Here is a 25,070-nt window from a genome sequence, read left to right as displayed (position 1 = left end):
CTAATTTGCCGGCTTTATGCTGTAGCTTAATGTAGTTTCATTTTTGGTCTAACAACTCTAAGTACTTTTTCACTGATCCACAGTGCAAAGGTTTTGGCGCTGCCGTGGATTGCACGTTGATGCATACGGTAGAGCGAAATATACATAAATCGCGCTATTTTTCCTTCAATAAAAAAGCTATTACTGGTTAAATTACCCATTAAACTACCTACTGTGCTGTAGCGTGACAAGTTAACTAAAGAACCATGGTCACTGTAGGTAAACACACTCAGGGGCTGGCCTTTGAGTGTCGCAATCAGGTTTTTTTCAACACATTGTGCCATTTGATGGGCCGATTGCGCTCTTGGTGGCACTTGTGAACCATCTTCTTGGGTGAATGCACAGCAATCACCAATTACAAAAATGTCGTCGTTAACACTACTTTGCAGGTATTGGTTTACCTTAATTTGGTTATTGCGAGTGAGCTCAAAGATACCAATGTCTTTAATGAAATCAGGGGCTTTTACACCCGCAGCCCAAACCATAATATCGGCTTTAATATGTTCATCGTTTTTGGTGATAAAGCTGTTTTCTGTGGCTTCTTTTACTTGTGTGCCTTCGCGCACTGTTACCCCTAATTTAACCAGCTCTCGCTTAGCTGAGTTAGCAATGCGCTCGGGTAAAGCGGGCAAAATTCGCGGCCCTGCTTCAATTAAATCAATGTGTAAGCGTTTGGCGGTCATTTTATTTAGGCCATACATTTTTAGCATGTCTGACACATGATAAAGCTCAGCCGACAGCTCAACCCCGGTTGCACCACCACCCACTATGGCAATGGTTAAAGAGTGCTGTGGGTCGTCATCTTGATGTAAACGGGTGAAGTTATCGAGTAGAGCATGCTGAAAGCGCTCAGCTTGTTGGTTTGAATCAAGGTAAAAACAGTGCTTGTTAACACCTGGGGTATTAAAGTCGTTACTAACACTTCCAATGGCAAGTACGAGGTAGTCATAGCTCACTTGGCGCTCAGGTAAAATACGGTGGCCAAGCTCGTCTTTTAATTCGCTTAAAGTAATGGTTTTGTTGGTTTGATCTAAGTGGCAAAAGCTGCCGAGTTGAAAATTATAATGGTGTTTTGCTGCATGAGCTGAGTATACAACGCCGTCTAAATCGGCATCAATCGACCCCGTCGCTACTTCATGAAGTAACGGCTTCCAAATATGGCTGCGGTTTTTATCGATTAAAAGTATCTCTGCTTGACGTTTTTTCCCGAGTTTGTGTCCTAATTGTGTTGCTAGTTCTAAGCCACCAGCGCCACCACCGATTATCACGATTTTAGGAGGTTGGTTAATCATTACGTTGCCCTCAAAAGTATAATACCTAAACACTCTTGCGAAAAAGCGCTTAGGTATTGCAAGTCCATCCATCAATACCCCATGGCAACGCGCCCATTGTGCGCCTTTTTACTGATTTTGTCAGTACCTGTTAAGAACAATATAGTGCGCTTAGTTATATCAATAGCCTTGGGAGATAGCGTTAAACAAGTTAACATGGCTAATTCGCAGTAAGAGACCTATCATTACCTGAAAAGGGGATGACAGTGAGGGATCAGGATGACTACACCACTACACACTTCGTTGAATCAATACTTTGGCTTTAATGAGTTTCGCCAAGGTCAGCAACAAACCATTGAACAGTTATTAAATCAGCAATCGTCGTTGGCAATTTTTCCAACTGGATCAGGTAAATCTTTGTGCTATCAATTAACCGCATTGCACCTACCCAATTTGACCTTAGTGGTTTCGCCATTATTGGCGCTGATGAAAGACCAAATCAGCTTTTTAAATAGCAAAGGTATTTATGCGGCAAGCCTTGATTCAAGCCAAACCAGTGAGCAAAGTCATACGGTAATGAGTGATGTGCGAGCAGGGAAGGTGAAAATTCTAATGGTCTCAGTTGAGCGCTTTAAGAATGAACGTTTTCGTGAATTTATTAAACAAGTGCCTATTTCGATGCTGGTGGTTGATGAAGCGCACTGTATATCTGAATGGGGTCACAACTTTAGGCCTGACTACTTAAAGCTGCCGCGCTATCGTGAAGAGCTTAATATTCCATTGGTACTGCTACTTACCGCTACCGCCACTAAAAAAGTAAAGCGTGATATGTGTGAGCGTTTTGCTATTGCCCCAGAATGTGTAGTACAAACTGGCTTTTACCGAAGCAACCTCGATTTATCAGTGCTTAGTGTTGCAAGCCAAGAAAAATCTCAGCAATTAGCAAGTATCATAGCCAGCCAACAAGGGGCTGGAATTGTTTATGTCACCTTACAACATACCGCTGAGCAAGTGGCCGAAGGTTTGGCTAGAGCGGGCTTTAATGCGGTGGCTTATCATGCAGGCCTTGAGGATAATAAACGCTGGCAAATTCAAGATGATTTTATGGCGGGTAAAATCAATATAGTCGTGGCAACCATTGCTTTTGGGATGGGCGTTGATAAGTCAGATATTCGTTTTGTGATCCACTATGATCTACCAAAATCGATTGAAAACTATAGTCAAGAAATTGGTCGCGCAGGACGAGATGGTGCCTCATCAAACTGTTTTACGCTAGCAAACTTAGATGGCTTAAATACCGTAGAAAACTTTGTTTATGCTGACACTCCCGAGCAAAGTGGTATTGAATATGTCATTAATAACATTCGCAACGAGCAAACAAACAACCAATGGGAAATGCAAGAGTACAGCTTATCAAGCGAAAGTAATATTCGTGCTTTGGCGTTAAAAACCTTACTTGTGCAGTTAGAAATCCAAGGGGCTATTACACCTTTATATGCCTATTACGCCGATTTTAAATATAAGTTTTTAACGGATAAAAATGAGCTGCTTAGCCAGTTTGATGCTGATCGACAAGCCTTCTTACAACACGTATTTAAACACACCGAGTTTAAGAAAATTTGGGGCACACTTAATTTTGATGCGCTAACAAGCGCTACTCAAGTTGACAGAAAACGTGTGGTTGCAGCGCTCGATTATTTAGCAGAAAAAGGCCATATAGCACTTGAAACTAAACGTATCACGCAAGTGTATGAAGTTAATAACTCGGTAATAAACCACGCTGATTTAGCGCAGCAACTTCACCAATACTTTATCGAAAAAGAACAGGCCGAAATTAAACGTATCGCCACTTTAGTACGCTTTTTTGAGCTAGATAGCTGCTTAAGTTATAACTTAGCCCGCTATTTTGATGACCAAAATGCACCACAGCAATGTGGTCATTGCTCAGTATGTAGAGGCCAGCACGTAAAACTCAGTTATTCATTAGTGCACAAAATGCCTGAGCAAAATGTGATTGGCAGTAAAGTTGCTGAGCTTAAACGGCACTTAGCCGCTAAAGGGATTGGTGATGTCAGCATCGACACGCAGTGCCGATTTTTAGCGGGCATGAGCGTGCCTTTATTTACTCGTAACAAAGTTAGACAGCTATCAGGCTTTGGCCTTTGCGAACAGCAGCGATACAGTGACATTAAAGCCCTGCTACAGCAGTTGTAGCAGGGTTTTAAATTGTCAGCACATCTTCCTTGGGTTGTGCAATTATGTTTATGTGTACTGTTTTAAATTCGTCAGAGAGGGTCTTTGAAACATTGTTCACCAAGTGTTTCTTAGAAGATAGCAAAGTTTAAAAAAGCTTCATTTTAGCAATAGATACAGGATTGGTGGTTTGTTTATCAATCAGTCCTGTGAACAAAGAAGATCATAAGTAAGATGCATTTATATGCTCAAAAGGCTTATAAAGACATATTACAGTTGTGTTTTTACTTCCTCCAAAAGGTACGCGTAAAAAGAGCAAAAACAGTAAAGTATTCCAAACGACCGACAAGCATCGCGCCGGTTAATATCCATGTTCCTGTGTCTGAAACTGGCGCAAAGTTAGCGCCTACTTCACCAAACCCCGGTCCGAGAACATTGACACATGCTGCAACTGCAGAAAATGCACTCCAAAAATCCAGCCCAGTAAACATCAGCAATAATGTAAACAGCATGCTTGATCCTGCGGCAAAGGTCATAAATGCCATAACGGCATGAAGTACGTCATCTTTTACAGGGCTGCCTTGGTACTTAATGGTGAATATAGCGCGGGGGTGAAGAAGTTGTTTAAAGTTATAGTTGAGCATTTTAACCACAAGAATGTTTCTGATGATTTTATTTCCGCCAGCTGTTGAGCCCGCGCATCCACCTAAGTAGCCGGTGATGATAAGTAAAAATCCGACAGCTTCTGGCCATTCAGTAAAATTTGCAGCACCAAACCCTGTGCTGGTTATAAACGACACGATATGAAAGGCTGAAAAACTTAATGACTCAAAAATAGAGGAGTAGGTATTGTGACTGTATAAAATAACGCCCGACAACGCTGAAAGGGCAGTAATGATGTATATAAAATAACGAGTTTCTTCATCAGCATAGTAACTACCGAGCGCTCGTTTGTGGACGACTCTAAAGTGCAGGGCAAAATTAATAGCTCCTGCAATCATAAATAAGTTGGCGATCCATAAAATTAAATGACTTTTGTAAAACCACATACTGGCATCGTGGGTTGAGAATCCTCCCGTTGAAACGGTTGTTAGCGCATGAGCGATTGCATCATAAAAGGTCATGCCTGCAAAATAGTAAGAGACAGTACATAACACGGTTATGCTTAAGTATACACTCCATAGGTAATGCGCCGTGTTTGCAATACGAGGAGATAGCTTTTCATCTTTAATTGGCCCAGGTGTTTCGGCTTTTAAGAGTTTCATCCCACCTATATTAAGCATAGGTAGAATAGCCACAACGAAAATTACAATGCCGAGCCCTCCCATCCATTGTAAAAACTGGCGGTATAATAAAAATGTACGAGGTAAATCATCCAAGCCAGACAGTATTGTAGCGCCGGTGGTTGTTAATGCGCTTATCGACTCAAAGATGCCGTCTGTAAAGGTCACTTTGGTGACTAAAATGATTGGAATTGCTCCTAAAAAGCCAGCAATCAACCAGGTGGCTGTCGCATAAATCAGTGCATCCCTAAAGTTGGCAAGTGATGAATCAACATGCTGGGTTTTTAACAGTATGACACTTGCTGTAAAAAGCATTATTGACGCAGGTAATAGGAATGACACAGATACATTATCTTTAAATAAAAATGCCGATAAAGCTGCAAATATCAACTGCACTATGCTCATCCACAAAATAGGGAAAGCGAGTAATCGAAATGTGATTTTCCAATTGATCATATGTTTACTGATTTAATGAACGGCTATTAAACCAGCATGTTATTCAAGTAGGAGCCGATGTCTTTAGAGAGAGTGAAAGCTTTATAAAGATTTTATGCCGAGATAAAAAAACTTTATAAAAACTTTATAGTGACAAAATTGAAAACCCTTTAATCTAATAGGGACAAAAAATAAGTGAAAAAATGATGCAGTCAGTATTCAAAATACAGTATTTAAAAGCCGCATTTTTAAGTGTGTTAATGCCACTTGTGGTGGTGCTCGCGATATTTCCGTTTCGAGAACTGTTTACAACCACCGATATTGTCATGCTACAGCTTCTTTGGGTGACATGGGTTGCGGTTCAAAGTAATCGCCGTGTTGCAGCACTTACCACCTTAGTAAGTGTTGCCTGCACGGACTGGTTTTATGTGGTGCCGTATTTTACTTTTCATATCGAAAATATTGAATATGTGGTTACCTTTTTGGTGATGTTGATTGTGGGTTTAGTGATAAGCCACCTTGCAGGGGAGCTCAATACCAAGGTTCGCGATGTGCAAGCCCATGCAAGTAATAGTCGCTTGCTGTATGAATTAGCTAAAAAACTCAATGAGCTCGACAGCCTTGAGGAACAAAAGCAGCTGTTTTTAAAAACCATGGCTGCGCATTTAGGGGTTGCGTGTGATTGGCAGTTAATAGCATCTAAGCAGTTTATTTATTTAAATGAACATCAAGCTGAATTTGGCGGTATCGCGTTTGCTAAAGCACTCAATGCTGAGCAACACGCTTTGGCAAATACGGCGTGCTCTTTATTGTATCAGGTTCAGGAAAAAACCTTACTTCGTGAACAATCTGCGGCGATTAAAGTACAGGCGGAGCTAGAAAGGTCAAAAAACACCTTATTGCGTAGTTTATCTCACGACTTACGAACGCCATTAGCGACCATAATGGGGGCATCGAGCATGTTGGCTGATGATGATATTCAACTAAGCTCAGAGGTTATCAAAGAGCAAGCAGCTAATATTTATGAGCAAAGTAAAATTCTTAACCAGCACTTTGATAAAGTAATGGAGCTCAGTAAAGTTAATAAGTTAGCTGAGAATATAAAATGGCAAAAACTGCCCATTTTGACCTTAATTAGCGAAGCTAAATCACGCCGTCAGCAACAACTAGAAAACTTTAAACTTCGCATCGAGGCTCAGCAACAAAGCATCTGTTTTGGGGATGAAACCTTACTAGAAATTGCCTTGGCTAATATGCTCGAGAACGCTGCTCGCTACGGTGATGGTTCGGCAAGCATACAATTTATTGAAACGGAAAATGAGTACCAAATTGTGTTAACCAATTCTTTTGATAATAAGTATGAGACGAGTCAAGATGAAGGGGTTGGCTTAGGTAGTGTGATCTGCGATGTGGTTGCTAAATGTCACCAAGGATGTTTTGAATTAACCCTCAATGAGCAAACAAAGCAGGCAACAGCTATATTAATTTGGAGTAACCGCCGTGGCTAACATTTTGGTTTTAGAGGATTCACCACCTCTGCAAAGTTTTTTAAAAACATTGTTAAAAGCTAGTAATTATGAGGTTAGTGTATGCGCCAAAGGGCTTGATGCGTTTTCGCTTTTAAGCCAGCAGCAGTTTGATTTAGTATTGCTTGATTTAGGCTTGCTCGATATGGATGGGCAAGATTGGCTGGTAGAATTTAGGCTGTGGAGTTTGCTACCTGTGCTAGTACTTTCTGCACGTGACGGTGAAACAGAAAAAGTCACCGCCCTTGATAACGGCGCTAATGATTATCTGACCAAACCATTTAGTGCAAACGAACTGTTAGCTAGGATACGGGTACTTCTACGCACGCAAATAACACCAAGCCTGACCCTTAAGTGTGGTGATATTCATATAGACCCACATAAGCATGTGGTCCGCAAAGGCGATGAAGAAGTAAAATTAACTAAAAAAGAATACGCTATTTTGCTGTTATTTTTTCAGCAAAAAGACAAGGTGTTAACGCATAACGCCATTTTATCTGAGGTGTGGGGAGAGCAGTATATTAATCGCCCTGAATATGTACGTGTTCATATTGGTCAGTTAAGACAAAAGCTAGAAAAAAATGCAGCGAGCCCTAAACATATTTTAACCGAGCCTGCTGTAGGTTACCGCTTAGTTGAATAAATTATCTCTTTACATCCCTTTAAGTTGAGTTTGTAACTCTACTTAGGTAATGTTTTAGGAAATAACAATAATAAAGTGGAAGTCTATTCATTGGTTATGTATCAAAATACTGGGCAAGGAATCAGTTCATTGTCTAATACACAGCTCGAAGACGTTATCGGAGAAATCGAGCAAGCCATTGAATGGCATCAATCTTGGTATAGAAACTTATTAAGGAGCTTAATTGCAGATATACCCGCAGATGATCAAGACTTAAGCGATAATGCTCATAATCTTTGTCGCTTTGGGCAATGGTTCAATAAACTTCCTGAGCAGACCCTAAACCTTCATCCTTATTTTTCAGAAATCGCTTCAGCGCATCAAAAAATGCATCAAGGAGCCAAAGTCCTATCATCGTTAAAAGAGTCTAATTCAGCTATTCCTGTGAATTTATTGGACCAATTTCATACTGATTTAGATAGTTTGCGAGATTATTTTGAAGCTATCAATGATGAGCTTTATGAACTGTTACACACCCGCGACCCTTTAACCGGTGCTACAAACCGAGCAAACTTAGTTGAAAACCTACAAAAAGAGCAGGAACTTTGTAAACGTAAATCTTTGAGCTGTGCGCTAATAATGATCGACCTTGATCACTTTAAGCGTGTGAATGATGAGTTTGGCCATGGCGCGGGTGATAAAGTGTTAATAGCGCTTGTTAAATGCATTAAATCCCACTTAAGAGAGTACGATCAATTGTATCGCTATGGCGGCGAAGAGTTTTTAGTATGCTTACCACACACAGAGCTTGAAGGTGCCAAGTCCTTTTCTGAGCGACTGCGAGCAGCCGTTGCAACTTTAAAAATCGAAATTGGCAATGATAAACACATTAATGTAACTGGCTCATTTGGTGTCGCGCTAATAAATGCCAATGATGATATCGAAACTGCAATCGAAAGGGCTGACCAAGCCATGTATCAGGCTAAAAAGTCAGGCCGTAATCGAGTTTGTACGGTTTAAATTAACCTTTGACACCGGTGAATGCTTTTATTAAGCCTGCTTGATAAAAAGGATAAACGCTCGTAAAGCCCGACGCGGCGATAATTTTTTCAATGACTTGAGTTTCTCTTAGCGCAACGTCATTCTCATAAGCCTGTTTTACTTTTTCAATTTGTTTAGGGCTGACTGCGGCTGATGACATAACACTTAACCAGTGACTAAGCTGCTCTGGGTAAGTTTCGGCACTTTGATTGGCGCTTAAGTCTGCACTGATCAGTAACCCACCAGTTTTTAAACGTTTATGTATATCAGCAAAAAATGCCACCCGTTTTGGCTCATCAACAATAAACTGCGACACTAATACGGCTGTTGCTGCATCAAAGGGTATTAAGTTTTTGAGTGAACTTAGATAACCATTATGAAACTGGCATCGTTGTGCTAGCCCTGCTTGCGTTAAGTTGTGTTTGCATACTTTGAGCATCTCAGTCGAGGGTTCGACAGCGGTGAAGCGAAATGCTGGGAATGCCTGTGCTAAATGCAAAATTTCATTTCCGGTACCTGCTCCAACGCAGAGAATATGCGCATTGCTTGGCAGTTTGCAGAATAAAGGCGACATCATAAAATACAAGGCTTGGCTAATAGGTGCCATGTTTTGCCACTGTGAATCGTAATTAGCTGCTTGTTGATCAAATAAGGCGGTGACTTCGTGTTGTTGCATAGTAAAAAACCAATAGGTAACTTTTAGTGTTACAGAAGTGGTTAGCTTACTTTGTTTTAGGTAACTTTAAAAGTTTCTTAATGAGAAATTCAAGTGAAATGGTGATTTAAAGCATACCAATTCACTTAATTTTTAGGTTGAATGTGAGACTGAGCTATATCGCCAACAGTGTTTCGACTATGAAACGATAATAGCTTTGAAAATTCAAAATCAGTAAGTTTAATGTCGTTATTCGATGTCCAGGTAACTTTGTAGCTGTTGTTACTTGGGTGCCCGTCTAGTGATAGCAAGATAGTTTGGTCGCTTGGTTGCGCTACGCGACTGATAGATATCAGTGTTTCATAGTTTGTTGTAGCACCACAGTTTATGACTGATACCACGGCTTGTTTATCTTTATCTGGTGATAAGAACACCTCATATTGCTCTTCACCACACCAGTTTGGTGTGATAGATGAAATACCCCAAATAAGTAACGCTAGAGTGCTAAACCCCCAAAAAATAGCAGCACCAACATGCCAAAGTATTTTTAGTGCTTTACTCATGCTCATCCTTTAGTTTTGATTATTAGGCTTTAATAATGAAAAGAGATGCGCATTAAAGAATTGCTCATGCTTGAACATCGCATTTTTTAAAATGGCATCTTGCTCGAACCCTAGCTTTTGCAATAACTTCATTGAAGCGAGGTTATCTTCGCACACATAGGCAAACACTCTGGTGATATTGGTTTTAGTAAAAACAGTATCAAGTAGTATAGATGTTGCTTTTGTAGTAATCCCTTGTTGCCAATACTTTTTTGCCAGCCAGTAACCTAACTCACCTGAGCGATTGAACTCAAACTCGCCGGCTAATACGCTCACACAGCCAATAAGTGTGTTGTTAAATATAATCGCTTTAACGAGTTCACCTTGGCTACCTTCATTTATCCACCATAAGGCATCCTCTTCAGTATATGGAGAAGGGATTTTAGTTGATAGATATTGAGTTACATCTTTATCGTTAAGTATAGCGATAAGCTGCTCGGTATCTGACTCTATAAAATTTCGTAGCGTGATCACAACTATCCTTGTAATGCTATTAAAGCGAAAGGTGCAAAGGCACTATAACGTACCTTTGTCTATTATCATCCGTATTTTTCTTCTAACTCATTGGCTGTATGATAGCTTTCATGTGTTTTGAGCTGTTCTAGATAACGCGATAATTCTGGGAAGTGTGTTAGCACGCCAGATTCGGCGACTTTTTCAATAACAAAAGACATCATAAAGTCAGCGCCAGTCAACGTCTCACCAACAAGGTATTGCTTGCCTTTTAATTGCTGATTTACATAGCTCAAAATTTTGCCAATTTCATGGTCAGCATAATCAGCTATAAAGTTAGTTTTACAACCATCTTTAGTGATAAACAGTTTTAGTAATAAAGGCACCATAGCTGAACTTTCTGCAAAGTGAAGCCATTGCTGATAACTAAAATACTCATCAGACTTTGGGGCTGGCATATATTTACCTTCACCATAAGTAGTAATTAGATAATCAGTAATAGCCCCTGATTCGGTAATTATCTTTTTGCCATCTTCAAGCACCGGCGCTTTACCTAGCGGGTGAATCTCTTTTAGTTCATCAGGTGCAAGGAATGTCTCTGGGTTACGTTGATAAGCAACAATATCGTAATCGACACCTAGCTCTTCTAGTAGCCAAATAATACGTTTTGAACGTGATTTATTTAAGTGGTGAAGTTTTATCATAAGTAATCCTTTTAAGTTGCGCTGCTCTGCAGCGCTAAGTATTTAATAAAGTTATAAAGGTTGCTGCACTTGAACAACTGTTTTGCCGAAATTTTCACCATTTAACATCGCGTTGAAGGCATTTAAAGTATTTGTAAAATCTGGCTCCATGTGTTCTTTATATTTGATCTTTCCTTCACTAAGCCATGCTTGCATGTCTTTGGCAAACTCTGCGTAGCGGTGGCCGTAATCATCAAAAACAATAAAGCCCTGTACTTTAATACGCTTAGTTAGTATTTGCCCCATTAACATTGATAAACGGTCTGGACCTGGAGGTAACTCAGTTGCGTTATACTGTGATACCAAGCCGCAAAGAGGGATTCGTGCTTTAGTATTTAACAGCGGTAAAACAGCATCGAATACATGACCACCCACATTTTCATAGTAAACATCAATGCCGTTATCACATGCTTTGCTTAACTGTTCACTAAAATCATTGGCTTTATGATCAATGCAGTAGTCAAAACCTAAGTTCTCAACGGCGTGTCGACACTTTTCCTTACCACCTGCAACACCAACAACTTTGCAGCCTTTGATTTTTGCTATTTGTCCAACGGTTGCACCTACTGGTCCTGTTGCTGCCGCGACAACAACAGTTTCTCCAGCTTTTGGCTCGCCAATATCAAGCAGCCCCATGTAAGCCGTAAAACCTGGCATTCCTAAAATGCCAAGTGCATATGATGGGTTACTGGGGGCCTCACCAAGTTTCATTAGACCTTCAGTGTTACTAATTGCATATTCTTGCCAACCTGTATAAGCGAGCACCCACTCACCTTCAGTGAAATCAGGATGAGCTGATTGCTCTACCTGACACACGGTTGCCCCGACCATCACATCGCCAATTTTTACAGGGTCGGCGTAAGATTTTGCGTCACTCATTCGACCCCTCATATAAGGGTCAAGAGATAAATATATGGTCCTTAACAGAACCTCACCCTTTTCAGGGGCTGGAATGGAGGTTGTTTTTAAGTGAATATTACTTTCGTTTGCTTGCCCATTTGGGCGGGAGGCTAGAATAAATTGACGATTTTGAACATCAGACATACTTGGCTCCTACTGCCAGGTGTAAAAAGAGGTTTACTAATGTTGTGAGGACAAAGGAACAAAATTCAACAATGAAATTGTAACTATATAAATAATGACAATCCCTCAGCTGCAATAATCAGTTTTGCACTGGAATTAGGAACGGTGTATGCTAAATTTAGTTGAAGCTCATTAAAGGATTGATATGAAGCGTACTTTACTATTTTTTTCAGCGCTTTTTGCAACCAGTACTCAAGCAAATACTGATGTGTTGTCAGTGGATCCAGTGATGCTCTCTGGCAGTGCTTTTTCATTTGAGAATGATGCCAAGCGTTATCCTAAACAGAGTCAATTTAGCATTGTCCATAGTGTATTAATGAGCAGTGAAAGTGGTCGCCGTTTAGCTGTTGTGACTATTGAAAATAAAGCATCAGGCTCGCGTATTTTACAGGCCGACCATATTATGGCGTTGTTTGCTGATGGGCGTCGTGTACACCCTCTGAGTTTTGACGAAGGTATTAAGTTAGATGATGGCGAAAAACGCTCATTGACCTTATCTTTTGGTGAAAACGAATACCCGATTTTAGCGGTTTACACGAGTTTAAATGAGTAAAAGGATGGCCCATGAAATTACTTAAGCCACTGGCTATTACATTACTATTAAGCTCACCTTTAACCTTTGCTGTTGATAGCCAAGATTTTGTTAAAGATAACGTTTTCACGCAAGGCGTTGAAGGACCGACTATGCATAACGGTGCCTTATATGCGGTGAACTATGCTCAGCAAGGAACTATTGGCCGCGTAGACAATATGGGCAAAACTTCGTTATTTGTTCGCTTGCCAAATGATAGCATTGGCAATGGCCTACAGTTTGACTCACACGGTAATTTGTTTATTGCCGATTATGTTAACCACAATATTTTAAAAGTACCTGCAGGCAGCAATAAAGCAGAAGTCTTCGCTCATAATAGCAACATGAATCAACCCAATGACATTGCTATCACCAAAACTGGGGTGCTGTTTGCAAGTGACCCTAATTGGGCGAACGAAACGGGTCAATTGTGGCGTATTAATGCTGATGGCAGCACTAAATTGCTTGAGGAAAACATGGGTACCACTAATGGAGTTGCTGTTAACAAGGAAAACACTAAGCTTTATGTGAATGAGAGTGTGCAGCGAGTTGTTTGGCAATATGACTTGGATGAGAACCTAAACATAAGTAATAAAAAAGTTTTGATTAAGTTTACTGATCATGGCTTGGATGGTATGCGTGTTAATAATCAAGGACATGTGTTTATTACTCGTTACGGTGCTGGAAAGGTGCTTGAAGTCTCGCCTACCGGCAAGGTGTTAAATAGCTATAAGTTAAAGGGTCAGCATCCAACTAATTTGGCCTTCGACGATATGCAAAGCAGAGTGTATGTCACCATGCAAAAACGTGGTGCAATAGAAGTGATTGAGCTTTAGCCTTGCTTTGCTCGCGCAATAGCGGCGGTGATTGCCGCCTTTGCTTGCGGGCTATTCTGCCAACAACTTGAATGTAGCATTGACGCTACTCGCTCAGCAATGGTGTTTTCATCAAACCCAGCTAACTCCTTAAACGATTCAATGCCAATTTCTTCAAAACGTTTTAGAACCGTAGGCCCAACACCTTTAAGTGCTAAAAGCGCGCTGCGTTCTTGCTCGTTAAATGGCATGTTTTTGTTCCTTGTTAGTGGAGTCTATAAAATGATGAGGGTTATCTAATCCTAGAAAAACAGTGTCGATATCATTCTGGGGCTCTTTAAGTGTGATTTTAATATTTGGATAGCCAGAGTAATTATAGCGTTTGATTGTTCGAGCGCGTGCAATGAAACCGGTATTTAAATCAATAGTTTTGATATTTGCTAAAGCAATATTGTATGCAGGATATAGCCCATAGCGAATAATGAGTTGCGATTTACTAATAGAAACAGGACGCCTTGCAACCGAACGGTACTCTGCAGTAAAGAATAAAAGGCTAAAAATAGTTAAACCAGTGATAATGTTTGCTGCTGATGGTGACCATATAAAGTGCAAAAAGAAGTGCATCATTGGCAACTCTAATAAGATTATAAAAATAAAGCCAAGTAAGTTAGCTTGTGATCCATCTTTTTTATGGTAACTAAAATGTTGTTCACCAGTGAAATAGCTTGGTTTAATGTGTTTAGCGTAAAATAAGAAAGCCCACATCCGTGTTTCGAAACATAAAAAGTTTGCAATTGCGTTTTGTTTGAAAAGCTTGTTAATTGGCCTTGCTATAGCTATATCTGGATCGGTCTGCTGGCTTAAAGCGGACTTTATTGCCAGATACACAGTTATGAGAGCGCTGAGCTCTAAAATTACAATCAAAGCTAAAAGCCCATAACGAGCATGCTCTAAGTAATTCATTAAAAACTTGTTTTGTTCGGGAATGATGTAACTCCCGATTAAAATAGCGAGTGAGCACAATACCACTGCTTTTAAAGCCGCTTCTTTCTTATTTTTAATTAATATTAAGCAAAGTACAGGTAATACTATCAGTGCATCTAGTAGGTATAACCATTCAAAGTTTGCATTCCCAAAGTCATTCAGTGGATGATTTCCTTGGTAATAAATGCCCCAAAAAAGACTAATACTAATTAGAAAAATAAATGGAATTTTTGACTTTATTGATTTGAGCATAGCATCTTCCTTGTAGCTTCTGTCGCTCATATCTTAAACAACAATTTGTTCGTTGTCCCTTTTTATTCTTAAAGTAGTTATTACTTGAAATAAAAAAGCGCACCGGGCAGGGTGCGCTTGAGGGGATCAATCCTGTGTAGCTAAAACAGTAGGATTAATTAAAAACTTGGAGCATATCTCAGAGAAACACCCACTGAGCGACCAATCACACTATAATCACTCACGGTGTTAAAGTGGTTTGCGCCTACCTCAGGTGTTGGCGGTTCACGGTCTAATAAGTTATCGACACCAAAGTTAACAGCAAGTTCCTCATTAACTTGCCATGCAGCGGCAAAATCTAAGTAATTTTGTGCCGAGATTGTTTCTGAACGGTCGACAGCATACTCTACTTCACCGATTCTGCGCCAGCCTAGTTGGAAGTTCATGTTATCTAACTGCCAATCAATGCTTGCGCGGTGTTTATAGTCGGCTTGTAAGATACTCGCAAAGTCACCTGAACAGGCGCTGCCATAGGTTCCTTTACAGTCTACTTCGGCTACAGTGCTGTTGTTTTGGCGTGTTTGTTTAGTAACAAAGTTACCTTGGTAAGAGAATCTAAAGCGACCACCCATTTGCTCTGGCGCATCAATCACATAATTTGCTGCAACATCGATACCTTCTTGTTCGATTGCAGCTAAGTTAAAGTCATTAACGATGGCTGTGCTAATAAAACCAGTGTTTGGATCACGAAGTACCGCACCACACAATGGGTTATTCGGATTTGGATCGTCAACATAACAGCTCTGTAGTGCAGCACCAGGCTGAATTTGGCTTACTGCATCTGTTACGCGAATACTGTAGTAATCGAGTGATAAATCAAAGCCTTCTAAATAGCTAGGTGTATAAACAATACCCAAGGTGTCTGATTCGGCTTGCTCAGGTTTAATATTCGGGTTACCACCATAGGTATATTCTGCCGTGCTTGAATCAAACTCAGTGCCAACAGGTGGTGCACCAAACGCAGCACACTGGGTTGCATCTCCGGTACCTAGTAAACATGGATCGCCGTTATAACGCCCTGCTAGTCTTGGTACAAATTGATCGCTGTTTTGATCGAATAACGATAACGAAAGAGCTGTAATTGGGCTGGCAAACTCACCTAAGTTCGGCGCTCTAAATGCGGTTAAGCGGTTTGCTCGAATACGAATGTCACTGTTAATCGCCCAGTTGATCCCTAACTTGTAAGTATCTTCAGCTTCGGTATTTGAGTAATCAGAAATACGGTATGCACCTTCAAAGCTAAGCTCTTCGGCAAATGGTTGATCAACCAAAATTGGCACCAATACCTCAGCGTAGAACTCTTCTGAGCTAAAACTTGCATCCATATCAAATGCGCTAATAGAAGCAAAGCTAGTACCATTTCTGAATGCATCGCCCGGTGTTTGTTTACCGGTTTCTTTACGGTATTCATAACCGACTGCAAAGTCGATAGCACCAGCAGGTAACTCAAATAAGAACCCAGAATCACCCGATAACGTTGCTGAGATTACGCTTTGTGTACGGTCGCGGGTGGTATAAAGCAGCGGATCACTAAAGCCACTGAAGTCGTGGTTGGGATCAAAAATATCTACAGAGTTTGCAAGGGCAGCAAAGCGGCTATTACCACTGTTATCATTACGGTAAGCGTTATTGTAAATGGTTGCTACTTCGTCAGTTTTTCCGTACTGACCATATATGTCATAGTATAGGTAGTCAGTAATATCGCCTTTTAGACCCAGCTGAAATTGCATTGAATCACGCACAGCTTCGGTGTGTTGTACACCTAAGCCTAAGTTGCGCTCAACATTAACAAGGGCATTACCTTCACTGTCAAACGTTAGTTGATCACGTAATTCATCAGGAATATATGCATTGTCTTGGGTTAGGGTTACTTGCTCGTTAACAAAAATTGGGGTTTGGCCACTTGCGCCAGCACCATTAACGGTAACTTTAGAGTACATTGCGCGACCATAGGCAATGGCACTGTCGCTGACATCAACGTCGAATAATAAACCCGCAGAAAAACGGTCCATCGGTTGAGTTAAATAACGATCAGGAGTGAAATCAGCTGTTGGGCGCTCACTTGTTACAGCACCTGAATCTGCAATACCGATACTGTTGCCAGATGCAACGTCAGTATAATAACCACCGCTGTTTATCATCGCCGTTGAGTTTTCAAGTGCATAGTCACGTTCACCGGCTAATAGCTCTTTTCGTTCGGTATAGCCAATGTAGCCTGTTACATGACCACGGCCATCGGCGATATCACCGCCAAAAATAGCCTCGAAGTTAAGCTTTTCGTTACCGCCGTCGGCACTTTCATAGCTAGTTGAGAACTCGGCGCCAGTAAAATCATCGTCTAGAACAAAGTTAACAACACCGGCTACGGCATCAGCACCATAAACCGCTGCTGCACCACCTGTTAAGACATCAACGCGTTTAATTAACCCGGCAGGGATGGTATTTACGTCAACCGAATTACGAAAACTAAATGGTACGGCGCGAGTGCCGTCAATAAGTACCAATGTACGGTTTTGGCCAAGACCGCGTAAATCTATGGTTGATGAGCCAAATGAGTCACCGACTGTGGCACCTGTGCTGTTTGCACCTGCTGCAGCTTGTGGCAATTTTGCTGTAATATCTTCAACGTTTACAGCACGGTCTAGATGAATTTGTGCTTCATCAACGCTAACCACTGGGCTACTTGAGACCAGCTCGGTACGTTGAATACGTGAACCTGTAACTGTGATCACTTCAGGTTTTTTCGCCTCTGTGGCTTCTTCTGCGTGGGCATAACTTATTACTGAACTTACAGCGAGAGCTAAAGGTGAGAGCAGCAATAGTGAGCGATGCCCTGTAGATGTATTTGCTTTCATGATGATTCCCTTGCGTTTTATCATTTAAATCAACGCAGGTTAGTGTGTGACCTAGACCATTTAGTTAATTTAATGAGTCATACTTTTTGTTATGATGCTTCTGTGTTCTCCTTTTGGGGAGCTCACCGGTACAGTTTTAAAGCAATTTAAAAGTCTTTGCAATAATTATTCTTTAAATCTATTATTTTAAAATATAAACTATTCCACATCATCAACCCGCTTATTTACATCTAATAAGCTGATTTTAAGTGATTTATTTATGCATCAACATATTGAAAAACTGTATTTAAGCGCTAAGAAAGAAAAAAAATTAATAATTGGTCTAATGAGTGGTACCTCGTTAGATGGTCTTGATATTGCGCTGTGTGAAGTATCAGGGCAGGGTATGGACACTCGTGTAGAAGTATTAAAGTTTACTACGGTTGACTACGACGATGATTATAAAATGCGTGTAAAACGCGTATTCGCCAAGCGCGAGTGTGATCTTGAAGAAGTCGTCTTACTCAACCCTTGGATTGGCCAATTACATGGTGAAATGGTTGCCAAAACGTTAGCCAGCTGGGGAGTAGCAAAAGAACTTGTTGATGTGATTGCCAGCCACGGACAAACTATTTATCACTGCCCTAAAAACCAACACAAGCGACAAGAATATGGCAATGCAACTTTACAAATTGGTGATAGCGATCATTTAGCCGTGACTGCAGGCATTACCACCATAGGTGATTTTAGACAAAAACACATAGCAGCGGGTGGTGAAGGTGCGCCGCTTGCTGTATATGGTGATTATTTGTACTTCACAAGTACTAGTGAAAACCGCATATTGTTAAACATGGGCGGCATTGCCAACTTAACCTACTTACCAAAATCTGCTGATGCACGAGCGGTTTTTAGCTCTGATATTGGCCCAGGCAATACCATTATGGATGCCTATGTTCAGCGTTACTTCGCACCACTTCATTATGATAAAGATGCCGCTATTGCAACAAAAGGTACGGTAAATGAAGCTTTACTCAATGCGCTGTGTGATGATGCATTTTTTGGTTTAGGGTTTCCAAAAACCACAGGCCCAGAAGTGTTTAATCTAGACTATTTAGCAGCGGCACAAGCACGTTCAAATACGCAAGCGTTATCGCACTTTGATGTTATGGCAACTTTAGTGCAGTTTTCAGGAGTCATGATTGCCAAAGCAATTAACCAATGCAGTGAAGGCTTAACTGATGTGGCTGTATACGCCAGTGGTGGTGGGGTTCATAATCCATTATTAATGCAAGTTATTTTGGCTCATTGCCCAGAACTTACAGTAATCAATAACACTGATTCGTTGGGTATAAATCCAGATGCAAAAGAGGCTGTGTTATTTGCTATTTTAGCTAACGAATGTTTGTCGGGTGGACAACAACGATTTGGTAATACCAAGCAAGGGATCCCCGATATTACCATGGGTAAAATTAGCTTTGCTGATTAGAGCCTAGAAAAAGGCTAAAAAGCTTGCGCCAATATGACTGATGTAATGGCGTAAGCCATGGTTTTTAGCTTGCTCAGAAGTTAACAGCTCTGGTGACGTGCTCGCTGCAATGCTGACATCAAACTGGGCGCTGTCTTTAAGTGTTGCATGCATACCGTGTAGCATTAATTGCAATACAAATTCACCACTGTGAGTAACGTTTTCTAAGGTAAGCATAATAACGTGCTGTTCTAGATCGTGTTGCGTTAAAGTGTGCGCAGTAAAATACGCTGACTCACGGGCATCAGGGCGTGTTGCACTGATTGAGATCACATCACCTTCATGGGCATCATCTGGCAGCACACAACAAAATACAACACGCTTTTGCTCATTAGCCGCAAAATGCAATTGTTCATATTCCATAGTATGCGCAAGTGCAGCACATAAAGGATCTTCACTAGAGGGGAGTGCAAACGAAAGTTGCACCATGGCACTGTCCATTACTTCTTCATTACGTTAGCTGATTAAATTAGCGTCAATTATTGATCAGTTAAATTACAGAATTATGACTATTGTCATATTACGGATTATTTATTTCAAAAACAGAGAAAAGTTGAATGTTTGATTCGTTTTGTCGGATTTAAGTCTCAACATATTTGATAATGAAATTGCGTTTATTAGTCGTTATTGCGAAAAGAGGCTCTTTCAAAAGCATGTAATTATCGACCATTTAGGCTTTATAAGCCTGATAAATCGCTTTTATCAGGCTATAACTCGTGGTTAGCAAATATGGTATTCGCCACGGGGTTTGTTGCTAAACATAAACGCTTGTAACTCAGATTTAAGAACTTCGACAATGTCGGTCGTAAACGGTGTTCTGATTTCACCTGAATCTAAATATCTAAGTAAATCAATTTCATGTATGAGAGCTGACTTAATAGAGTAGCTAATTGGATAAGTGACCTTAAATTGCTTGCGAGCTATCACATTATCGTGATTTTCAATGTCAACATAGAAAGTTAATTGATCATCTTCTTCGCAAAGGTTGCTGCAAGTTCCTTGCTCACGAATGCAATCTAAGACAATATTTCTGATGAAAATATCAAATTCGTTCATATTAATCCCTCAATTTTAGCCCATCCATTGGGTACAACTAAAATTTAGCAAAAAATAGTTAAATAGCCAACTCAATTTTGGTTCTTTTAGATTAATCCTCTCTGAGTGGGTTAGTTTAAAAGTATTGGGTGAGGATGTAGGGGGTTAGTCGGTAGAGATTTATCTATAGGGGGCGGTTTTAAGGCGCGCGAAACAAGTTTCACGCCTACGTTGTAGCAGCGGCTTTATGCCGCGTCATTGATAAATTTTTACGAGAAACGAGAAACGAGAAACGAGAAACGAGAGGCGAGGTAGACTCGTACCTCAACCCTCGTAACTTTCTTCTTCCCCCTAGAAACTCGCTAACTACTCCTAGAGCTTAAAGCCTAGCCCCTAAAACCTCCCGCCTGACTATCTCTGCGCCTTTACTCAATGCACTGAGTTTGGCACTTGCTATTTGGCGAGGGAGGGGGGCCATACCGCAGTTTGTGCATGGGTAAAGCTTGTCGGCATCAACATATTTAAGGGCTCCGCGTAATGTTTGCGCAACCTCTTCAGGGGTTTCAATTTCATTGCTTGCTACATCAATGGCACCCACCATCACTTTTTTGCCACGTATCAGCGCTAATAGCTCAATGGGGACGCGTGAGTTGTGGCACTCCAACGAAATGATATCAATATTCGACTTTTGAAGTTTTGGGAATACTTCTTCGTATTGACGCCATTCACTCCCCAGTGTTTGTTTCCAATCAGTGTTTGCTTTAATACCATAGCCGTAGCAAATGTGTACGGCGGTTTCGCACTTTAAGCCTTCGATTGCTCTTTCTAGGCACTTAATGCCCCAGTCATTAACATCATCAAAGAACACATTAAACGCAGGCTCATCAAATTGAATAATATCAACACCCGCAGCTTCGAGCTCTTTCGCCTCTTGGTTGAGAATTTTGGCAAACTCCCATGCTAGTTGTTCACGGCTTTGATAGTGGGCGTCATACAAGGTGTCGATCATGGTCATAGGCCCTGGTAATGCCCACTTTATTGGTTGCTTGGTCTGCGAACGTAAAAACTTGGCGTCTTCCACAAACACCGGCTTGCTGCGAGAAACCGGGCCAATTACACTTGGTACACTTGCTTCGTAACGGTTACGAATAGTCACTGTTTTACGTTTCTCAAAATCAACGCCATTTAAGTGTTCGATAAAGGTCGTCACAAAATGCTGGCGTGTTTGCTCACCGTCGCTCACGATATCAACGCCAGCTTGATGTTGCTCTTGTAAGGCAACGCGCAGCGCGTCTTGTTTGCCGTCGATAAGTTCTGCGCCTTGCAATTTCCAAGGCGACCATAAGGTTTCAGGTTCAGCGAGCCAAGCTGGTTTTGGTAAGCTGCCTGCTGTCGATGTTGGTAATAACTTTTTCATTTTTACTCTCTTTAAATCGCGTAGTTGGCAGACCATTTCTCAAGTACAGATTGATAAGGCTTAATAAAGTGTTGCTCAGTAAATTTACCTTGTGCAATCGCCAATTGGCTGCGCTCTTTACGGTCATAAACAATTTGCGTGATAGAGTGATCGGCGTTTTTTAAATTTGGTTGATAGCAACTACCCGCCACGGCATTGGCGTTATAAATTTCTGGACGGTAGATTTTCTGGAATGTTTCCATAGTGCTAATCGTGCTGATCAACTCTAAGTTGGTGTAATCGTTCAGCAAGTCACCAAAGAAATAAAACGCCAGCGGAGCAACTGTGTTTGGTGGCATAAAATAGCGCACCTGCAAGCCCATTTTTTTAAAGTATTGCTCGGTTAATGACGACTCATTTGGTTGGTACTCAGCACCTAAAATTGGGTGTTGGTTTTCTGTACGATGGTACGTTTTGTTATCAGACACACTTAAACAAATAACCGGTGGTTTTTTAAAGTTCTGCTTGTAAGTCTCTGAGTCAATAAAGTATTTAAAGAGTTTACCGTGTAAGTCACCAAAGTTTTCGGGAATGCTAAATTCGCTTTTCTCTTTGTTATGATCTAGCAGCAGTACGCTAAAATCATAATCACGTACGTAAGATGAAAAGTTATTACCAACAATACCTTCGATGCGTTCATTAGTTTGGTGATCAATGATATTGGTTTTCAATACTTCAATTGACGGGAATGCCTCTGTGCTTTGTGCAATTTCTAAATCAACAGAGATGATCTCAAGCTCAACTGAGTAGCGGTTGCCTTGCGGGTTATCCCAGTTTGCTAGCGCATTAAAGCGGCTATCAATCATTTTTAATGCATTACGTAAATTCTGCTGGCGACTTTCACCGCGAGCTAGGTTTGCAAAGTTTGTGGTAAGTCGTGTGCTATTTGACGGATGGTAATTTTCGTCGAGGCAAATGCTTTTAATTGTAAATCTGAAATCGTTGTTCATGGCAATGTATCCAAAAGTCCTGAGATAAATGATTGCTGCTCACCTTCCTTAAATCGCTAGGTCATTAACCTTAGGTTGCTCTGCAGCGCTAATAAATTTATACGTGGTCATCACCATGAAGAAAAACGTTTTTATTTCAGGTAAAACATGAGGCAGATTCATAAATATTTGCTGTTTTAGTAAAACATTTAGGAAGGGATAGTGAAAAAATACTTTAAAGCCACTTTGGACGTCTAGATTTCTAAATTGGTTTGTTAGAGTTGCAGTAATTTCATATAAAACGTGAGTAATATTCACTACTTAACCCTACTTTTGAGAACAACCTCGTACTTTATTGTTGATATACTCGTCTCCCTAAACCAACAACACAGACAAATACCATGAATGAATTAATCGTGCTTATTATCGCTTGCGCCATACTTGGTAGCGGGGTGGGCTTTTTAGCTGGGCTATTAGGAATAGGTGGAGGCCTAGTAATTGTGCCTATATTAAGCATGATCTTGCTGCACTTTCAGGTGTTACCTGCAAAGCAAGTGGTGCTGGTGGCGATTGCTACATCGCTCGCCTCAATTCTTTTTACTTCAACGTCATCAGCTATCGCTCACCATAAAAATGGCAATGTGCCTTGGCAATTGGCCCCGTGGGTGATGAGTGGGGTTGCACTAGGCGCCCTTATCAGTGGCTTTTTGGCTTCGCTATTACCCGCAAATGTGGTGCGAATAGTGTTTGCTGTGAGTGTGGTGCTTATTGCATTAAAAATGATTTTCAGCAGTAAAAATGACAGCCAAACAACACGCTCGCTACCTAATAAAAGTCTTTTAACACTTTATACAACCATCACAGGGGGGCTTTCTGCCATGATTGGCATTGGCGGTGGGGCGGTACTTGTGCCGTTACTGACGTTTTTCTCGGTCGATATGAAAAAAGCCATTGGCTGTGCTTCGGTGTGCGGTATTGTCATTGCGTTATTTGGCTCAGTGGGTTACATCAGCTCGGGCAGTCAGTACTTTACATTAAAAGAGGGCTTTGCTGGTTTTGTTTATTTGCCAGCCTTGTTTGGCATTGTTTGTACTTCGTGGTTTACCGCGCCATTAGGTGCAAAAGCAACGCATCACCTACCTGTCTCCACAATTAAAAAAATCTTTGCAGGGCTTTTGGTAATTATGGCTGTGAATATGCTAGCTAAATAGTATTAACGTATTAATTCGACAAGACGAAAGTCGTTTGTTAATGTCAGTTAAGCAGTTTTTAGGCTGCTTAACTGCCTTTTTTCGAAAGCTGTAGGCGCTATTTAAGGACTATTTTTTAAGGAATATGCTATGGATCGTCGGTGCTCTCAAACAAGAAAAAAAACGCTAAGCTCTTTATTTGTTGCTCTATCACTAATGGCTTTGCCAGTGACTGCTGAGCCAACAAAACCTCTCGAGACTCACCATGCTTTAATGGGGCAAATTCTCAGTGCAAACCAACATCCCCCCCTTACTGGTTTTGCACTTCATGTGATTGTTGATGATGGACATGCTTTTTCAACGGCAAAGCAAAGTAAAGAAAATGCGCCGCAAGTTATTAACCCAAATAGTTTATTTAGAATTGCCAGTGTGACCAAAACCTTCACTGCGGCAACGGTGCTTCGTTTGCATGAAGAAGGTAAATTAAACCTTGATACAACGCTCGATAAATTAATTTCTGGCGACTTTTTTACGCTTCTTGAAAGCGATGGCTATGCCCTTGATAAAATGACGCTAAAACAAGTACTGAGTCATACGGCAGGGTTATACGATCATGCCCAAAGCGAGCAGTATTTAGCTGGCATAATGGCAAATCCACAGCAAGATATTTCGATGCGCGAGCAAATTAAAAGGTGTGTAGAGTGGGGTGACCCAATTGGTAAACCTGGTCAGCGTTTCTCATATTCAGATACCGGTTATGTGTTACTCGGCCATATTATTGAAAGAGTGACAGATTTACCGCTACCTGAAGCGGTTCGACAATACTTAAGTTTCGATAAAAATCATATCGAAAATGTGATCTGGGAACAGGGTGATACGGTTGCTGTGGATGAGTCTCGACGCGTGCATCAATACTTGCATGGCACCGACACCTTTAATTGGAGCCCAACTGTCGATTTATATGGTGGCGGTGGGCTTGTTGCCAGCCCAATCGGTATGGCTAAATTTTATCATGCTTTATTTTCAGGTAAGGTCTTCAAACACCCAGAAACACTTGAACTAATGCTCTCAGATAAAGGTTTACCTGCAGATAGCCCTTATCGTTTAGGTATATTTGCAAAAGAATATAACGACACGCTAGTTTATCAACATGGAGGCTTTTGGGGCACTTTAGTGATGTATGAGCCAACATCGCAGGTAGTGGTAGCAGGCGCGGTTACTCAGCAAAAAGACTACGGCCAGCTTGAAAAAGTGATGAGTGACTATCTCATCCTACAGACAAAATAGTCTTATAAAGCTAGTTAATGCCTCGGCTGTTAGTTTTCGTTGTAGTGAACGTTTGCTTAGTGCTAGGTCTGAGGCAATATGCTAATTTGCTCTTGCGATAAGGTTTTAAACATAACCCTCGACACCTTATCAGTAAGGCTTTGTTCGCTGATAACATCTTGCTGCTTACGTTTAAAATCACTCTCAGATCGCGCCATCATTCTTGCC

General features: G+C 41.0%; 23 protein-coding genes. 9 read left to right on the top strand and 14 right to left on the bottom strand.

The window, feature by feature from the left end:
* Window positions 1-26 precede the first annotated feature (26 nt).
* The gene (locus EVU92_RS20130; protein WP_130052925.1) at window positions 27-1,331 is read right to left on the bottom strand and encodes an NAD(P)/FAD-dependent oxidoreductase; all 1,305 of its coding nucleotides are present in this window, start codon (window positions 1,329-1,331) and stop codon (window positions 27-29) included.
* 258 nt (window positions 1,332-1,589) lie between these two features.
* Between EVU92_RS20130 and EVU92_RS20125 the strand changes: the two genes are divergently transcribed.
* On the top strand, window positions 1,590-3,524 hold the full coding sequence (locus EVU92_RS20125; protein WP_130052924.1) for a RecQ family ATP-dependent DNA helicase: 1,935 nt from the start codon (window positions 1,590-1,592) through the stop codon (window positions 3,522-3,524).
* 263 nt (window positions 3,525-3,787) lie between these two features.
* Here EVU92_RS20125 and EVU92_RS20120 read toward each other — a convergent pair whose 3' ends face one another.
* Complete coding sequence (locus EVU92_RS20120; RefSeq protein ID WP_130052923.1) at window positions 3,788-5,242, bottom strand: potassium transporter TrkG; 1,455 nt, start codon at window positions 5,240-5,242, stop codon at window positions 3,788-3,790.
* A 182-nt stretch (window positions 5,243-5,424) separates the two neighbouring features.
* Here EVU92_RS20120 and EVU92_RS20115 point away from each other — a divergent pair, with 182 nt between their 5' ends.
* The 3 genes from EVU92_RS20115 to EVU92_RS20105 all read left to right on the top strand — a co-directional run bounded on the left by EVU92_RS20115 (window position 5,425) and on the right by EVU92_RS20105 (window position 8,389).
* The gene (locus EVU92_RS20115; RefSeq protein ID WP_239977214.1) at window positions 5,425-6,729 is read left to right on the top strand and encodes a DUF4118 domain-containing protein; all 1,305 of its coding nucleotides are present in this window, start codon (window positions 5,425-5,427) and stop codon (window positions 6,727-6,729) included.
* The gene (locus tag EVU92_RS20110; protein WP_130052922.1) at window positions 6,722-7,390 is read left to right on the top strand and encodes a response regulator transcription factor; all 669 of its coding nucleotides are present in this window, start codon (window positions 6,722-6,724) and stop codon (window positions 7,388-7,390) included. Before EVU92_RS20115 ends, EVU92_RS20110 begins: the two co-directional genes overlap by 8 nt.
* Before the next feature lie 129 nt (window positions 7,391-7,519).
* Entirely contained in the window at window positions 7,520-8,389 is an 870-nt protein-coding gene (locus EVU92_RS20105) for a diguanylate cyclase (protein WP_168990046.1), read from the top strand.
* 1 nt (window position 8,390) lies between these two features.
* Here EVU92_RS20105 and EVU92_RS20100 read toward each other — a convergent pair whose 3' ends face one another.
* The 5 genes from EVU92_RS20100 to EVU92_RS20080 form a co-directional block, all read right to left on the bottom strand.
* On the bottom strand, window positions 8,391-9,086 hold the full coding sequence (locus EVU92_RS20100; RefSeq protein WP_130052920.1) for a class I SAM-dependent methyltransferase: 696 nt from the start codon (window positions 9,084-9,086) through the stop codon (window positions 8,391-8,393).
* 125 nt (window positions 9,087-9,211) lie between these two features.
* Complete coding sequence (locus EVU92_RS20095; protein WP_130052919.1) at window positions 9,212-9,628, bottom strand: hypothetical protein; 417 nt, start codon at window positions 9,626-9,628, stop codon at window positions 9,212-9,214.
* A gap of 9 nt (window positions 9,629-9,637) precedes the next feature.
* Window positions 9,638-10,141: a GNAT family N-acetyltransferase gene (locus EVU92_RS20090; protein ID WP_130052918.1), complete on the bottom strand. Its 504-nt coding sequence runs from the start codon at window positions 10,139-10,141 to the stop codon at window positions 9,638-9,640.
* A 65-nt stretch (window positions 10,142-10,206) separates the two neighbouring features.
* Window positions 10,207-10,824 (bottom strand): glutathione S-transferase family protein, encoded by a 618-nt coding sequence (locus tag EVU92_RS20085; RefSeq protein ID WP_130052917.1) that lies wholly within the window; start codon window positions 10,822-10,824, stop codon window positions 10,207-10,209.
* A 51-nt stretch (window positions 10,825-10,875) separates the two neighbouring features.
* Window positions 10,876-11,907 (bottom strand): NADP-dependent oxidoreductase, encoded by a 1,032-nt coding sequence (locus EVU92_RS20080; RefSeq protein WP_130052916.1) that lies wholly within the window; start codon window positions 11,905-11,907, stop codon window positions 10,876-10,878.
* Between the two features lie 184 nt (window positions 11,908-12,091).
* Between EVU92_RS20080 and EVU92_RS20075 the strand changes: the two genes are divergently transcribed.
* Both EVU92_RS20075 and EVU92_RS20070 read left to right on the top strand, forming a co-directional pair.
* Entirely contained in the window at window positions 12,092-12,499 is a 408-nt protein-coding gene (locus EVU92_RS20075; protein ID WP_130052915.1) for a hypothetical protein, read from the top strand.
* Window positions 12,500-12,510: 11 nt separating this feature from the next.
* Window positions 12,511-13,353: an SMP-30/gluconolactonase/LRE family protein gene (locus tag EVU92_RS20070; RefSeq protein ID WP_130052914.1), complete on the top strand. Its 843-nt coding sequence runs from the start codon at window positions 12,511-12,513 to the stop codon at window positions 13,351-13,353.
* Here EVU92_RS20070 and EVU92_RS20065 read toward each other — a convergent pair.
* The 3 genes from EVU92_RS20065 to EVU92_RS20055 all read right to left on the bottom strand — a co-directional run bounded on the left by EVU92_RS20065 (window position 13,350) and on the right by EVU92_RS20055 (window position 17,462).
* Complete coding sequence (locus EVU92_RS20065) at window positions 13,350-13,583, bottom strand: helix-hairpin-helix domain-containing protein (RefSeq protein WP_130052913.1); 234 nt, start codon at window positions 13,581-13,583, stop codon at window positions 13,350-13,352. The two genes, EVU92_RS20070 and EVU92_RS20065, sit on opposite strands and share 4 nt — an antisense overlap.
* On the bottom strand, window positions 13,573-14,568 hold the full coding sequence (locus tag EVU92_RS20060) for a hypothetical protein (RefSeq protein WP_130052912.1): 996 nt from the start codon (window positions 14,566-14,568) through the stop codon (window positions 13,573-13,575). The genes EVU92_RS20065 and EVU92_RS20060 overlap by 11 nt, the downstream gene beginning before the upstream one ends.
* A gap of 158 nt (window positions 14,569-14,726) precedes the next feature.
* A complete protein-coding gene (locus EVU92_RS20055; RefSeq protein ID WP_130052911.1) occupies window positions 14,727-17,462 on the bottom strand; it encodes a TonB-dependent receptor in 2,736 nt (911 codons plus the stop codon).
* A gap of 259 nt (window positions 17,463-17,721) precedes the next feature.
* Between EVU92_RS20055 and EVU92_RS20050 the strand changes: the two genes are divergently transcribed.
* Window positions 17,722-18,927: an anhydro-N-acetylmuramic acid kinase gene (locus tag EVU92_RS20050; protein ID WP_130052910.1), complete on the top strand. Its 1,206-nt coding sequence runs from the start codon at window positions 17,722-17,724 to the stop codon at window positions 18,925-18,927.
* Between the two features lie 3 nt (window positions 18,928-18,930).
* Here EVU92_RS20050 and EVU92_RS20045 read toward each other — a convergent pair whose 3' ends face one another.
* From EVU92_RS20045 to EVU92_RS20030, 4 genes are all read right to left on the bottom strand, one after another.
* Complete coding sequence (locus tag EVU92_RS20045) at window positions 18,931-19,407, bottom strand: hypothetical protein (protein ID WP_130052909.1); 477 nt, start codon at window positions 19,405-19,407, stop codon at window positions 18,931-18,933.
* Between the two features lie 279 nt (window positions 19,408-19,686).
* The gene (locus tag EVU92_RS20040) at window positions 19,687-20,022 is read right to left on the bottom strand and encodes a hypothetical protein (RefSeq protein WP_130052908.1); all 336 of its coding nucleotides are present in this window, start codon (window positions 20,020-20,022) and stop codon (window positions 19,687-19,689) included.
* Window positions 20,023-20,380: 358 nt separating this feature from the next.
* A complete protein-coding gene (locus tag EVU92_RS20035; RefSeq protein ID WP_130052907.1) occupies window positions 20,381-21,418 on the bottom strand; it encodes a methionine synthase in 1,038 nt (345 codons plus the stop codon).
* Between the two features lie 11 nt (window positions 21,419-21,429).
* Window positions 21,430-22,407, bottom strand: coding sequence for a DUF1852 domain-containing protein (locus EVU92_RS20030; RefSeq protein WP_130052906.1), 978 nt, complete (start codon window positions 22,405-22,407; stop codon window positions 21,430-21,432).
* Window positions 22,408-22,787: 380 nt separating this feature from the next.
* Between EVU92_RS20030 and EVU92_RS20025 the strand changes: the two genes are divergently transcribed.
* Together EVU92_RS20025 and EVU92_RS20020 are read left to right on the top strand one after the other, a co-directional pair.
* Window positions 22,788-23,597 carry a sulfite exporter TauE/SafE family protein gene (locus EVU92_RS20025; protein ID WP_130052905.1) on the top strand — a complete coding sequence of 270 codons (810 nt, stop codon included), beginning with the start codon at window positions 22,788-22,790 and terminating at the stop codon, window positions 23,595-23,597.
* A 129-nt stretch (window positions 23,598-23,726) separates the two neighbouring features.
* A complete protein-coding gene (locus EVU92_RS20020; RefSeq protein ID WP_130052904.1) occupies window positions 23,727-24,863 on the top strand; it encodes a serine hydrolase domain-containing protein in 1,137 nt (378 codons plus the stop codon).
* Window positions 24,864-25,070: the final 207 nt, after the last annotated feature.

This window comes from Pseudoalteromonas sp. MEBiC 03485, from assembly GCF_004195145.1.
GTDB lineage: Bacteria > Pseudomonadota > Gammaproteobacteria > Enterobacterales > Alteromonadaceae > Pseudoalteromonas > Pseudoalteromonas apostichopi.
The sequence above is the reverse complement of the archived record's forward strand: the minus strand, read 5'-3'. Positions and strand labels throughout refer to the sequence as shown.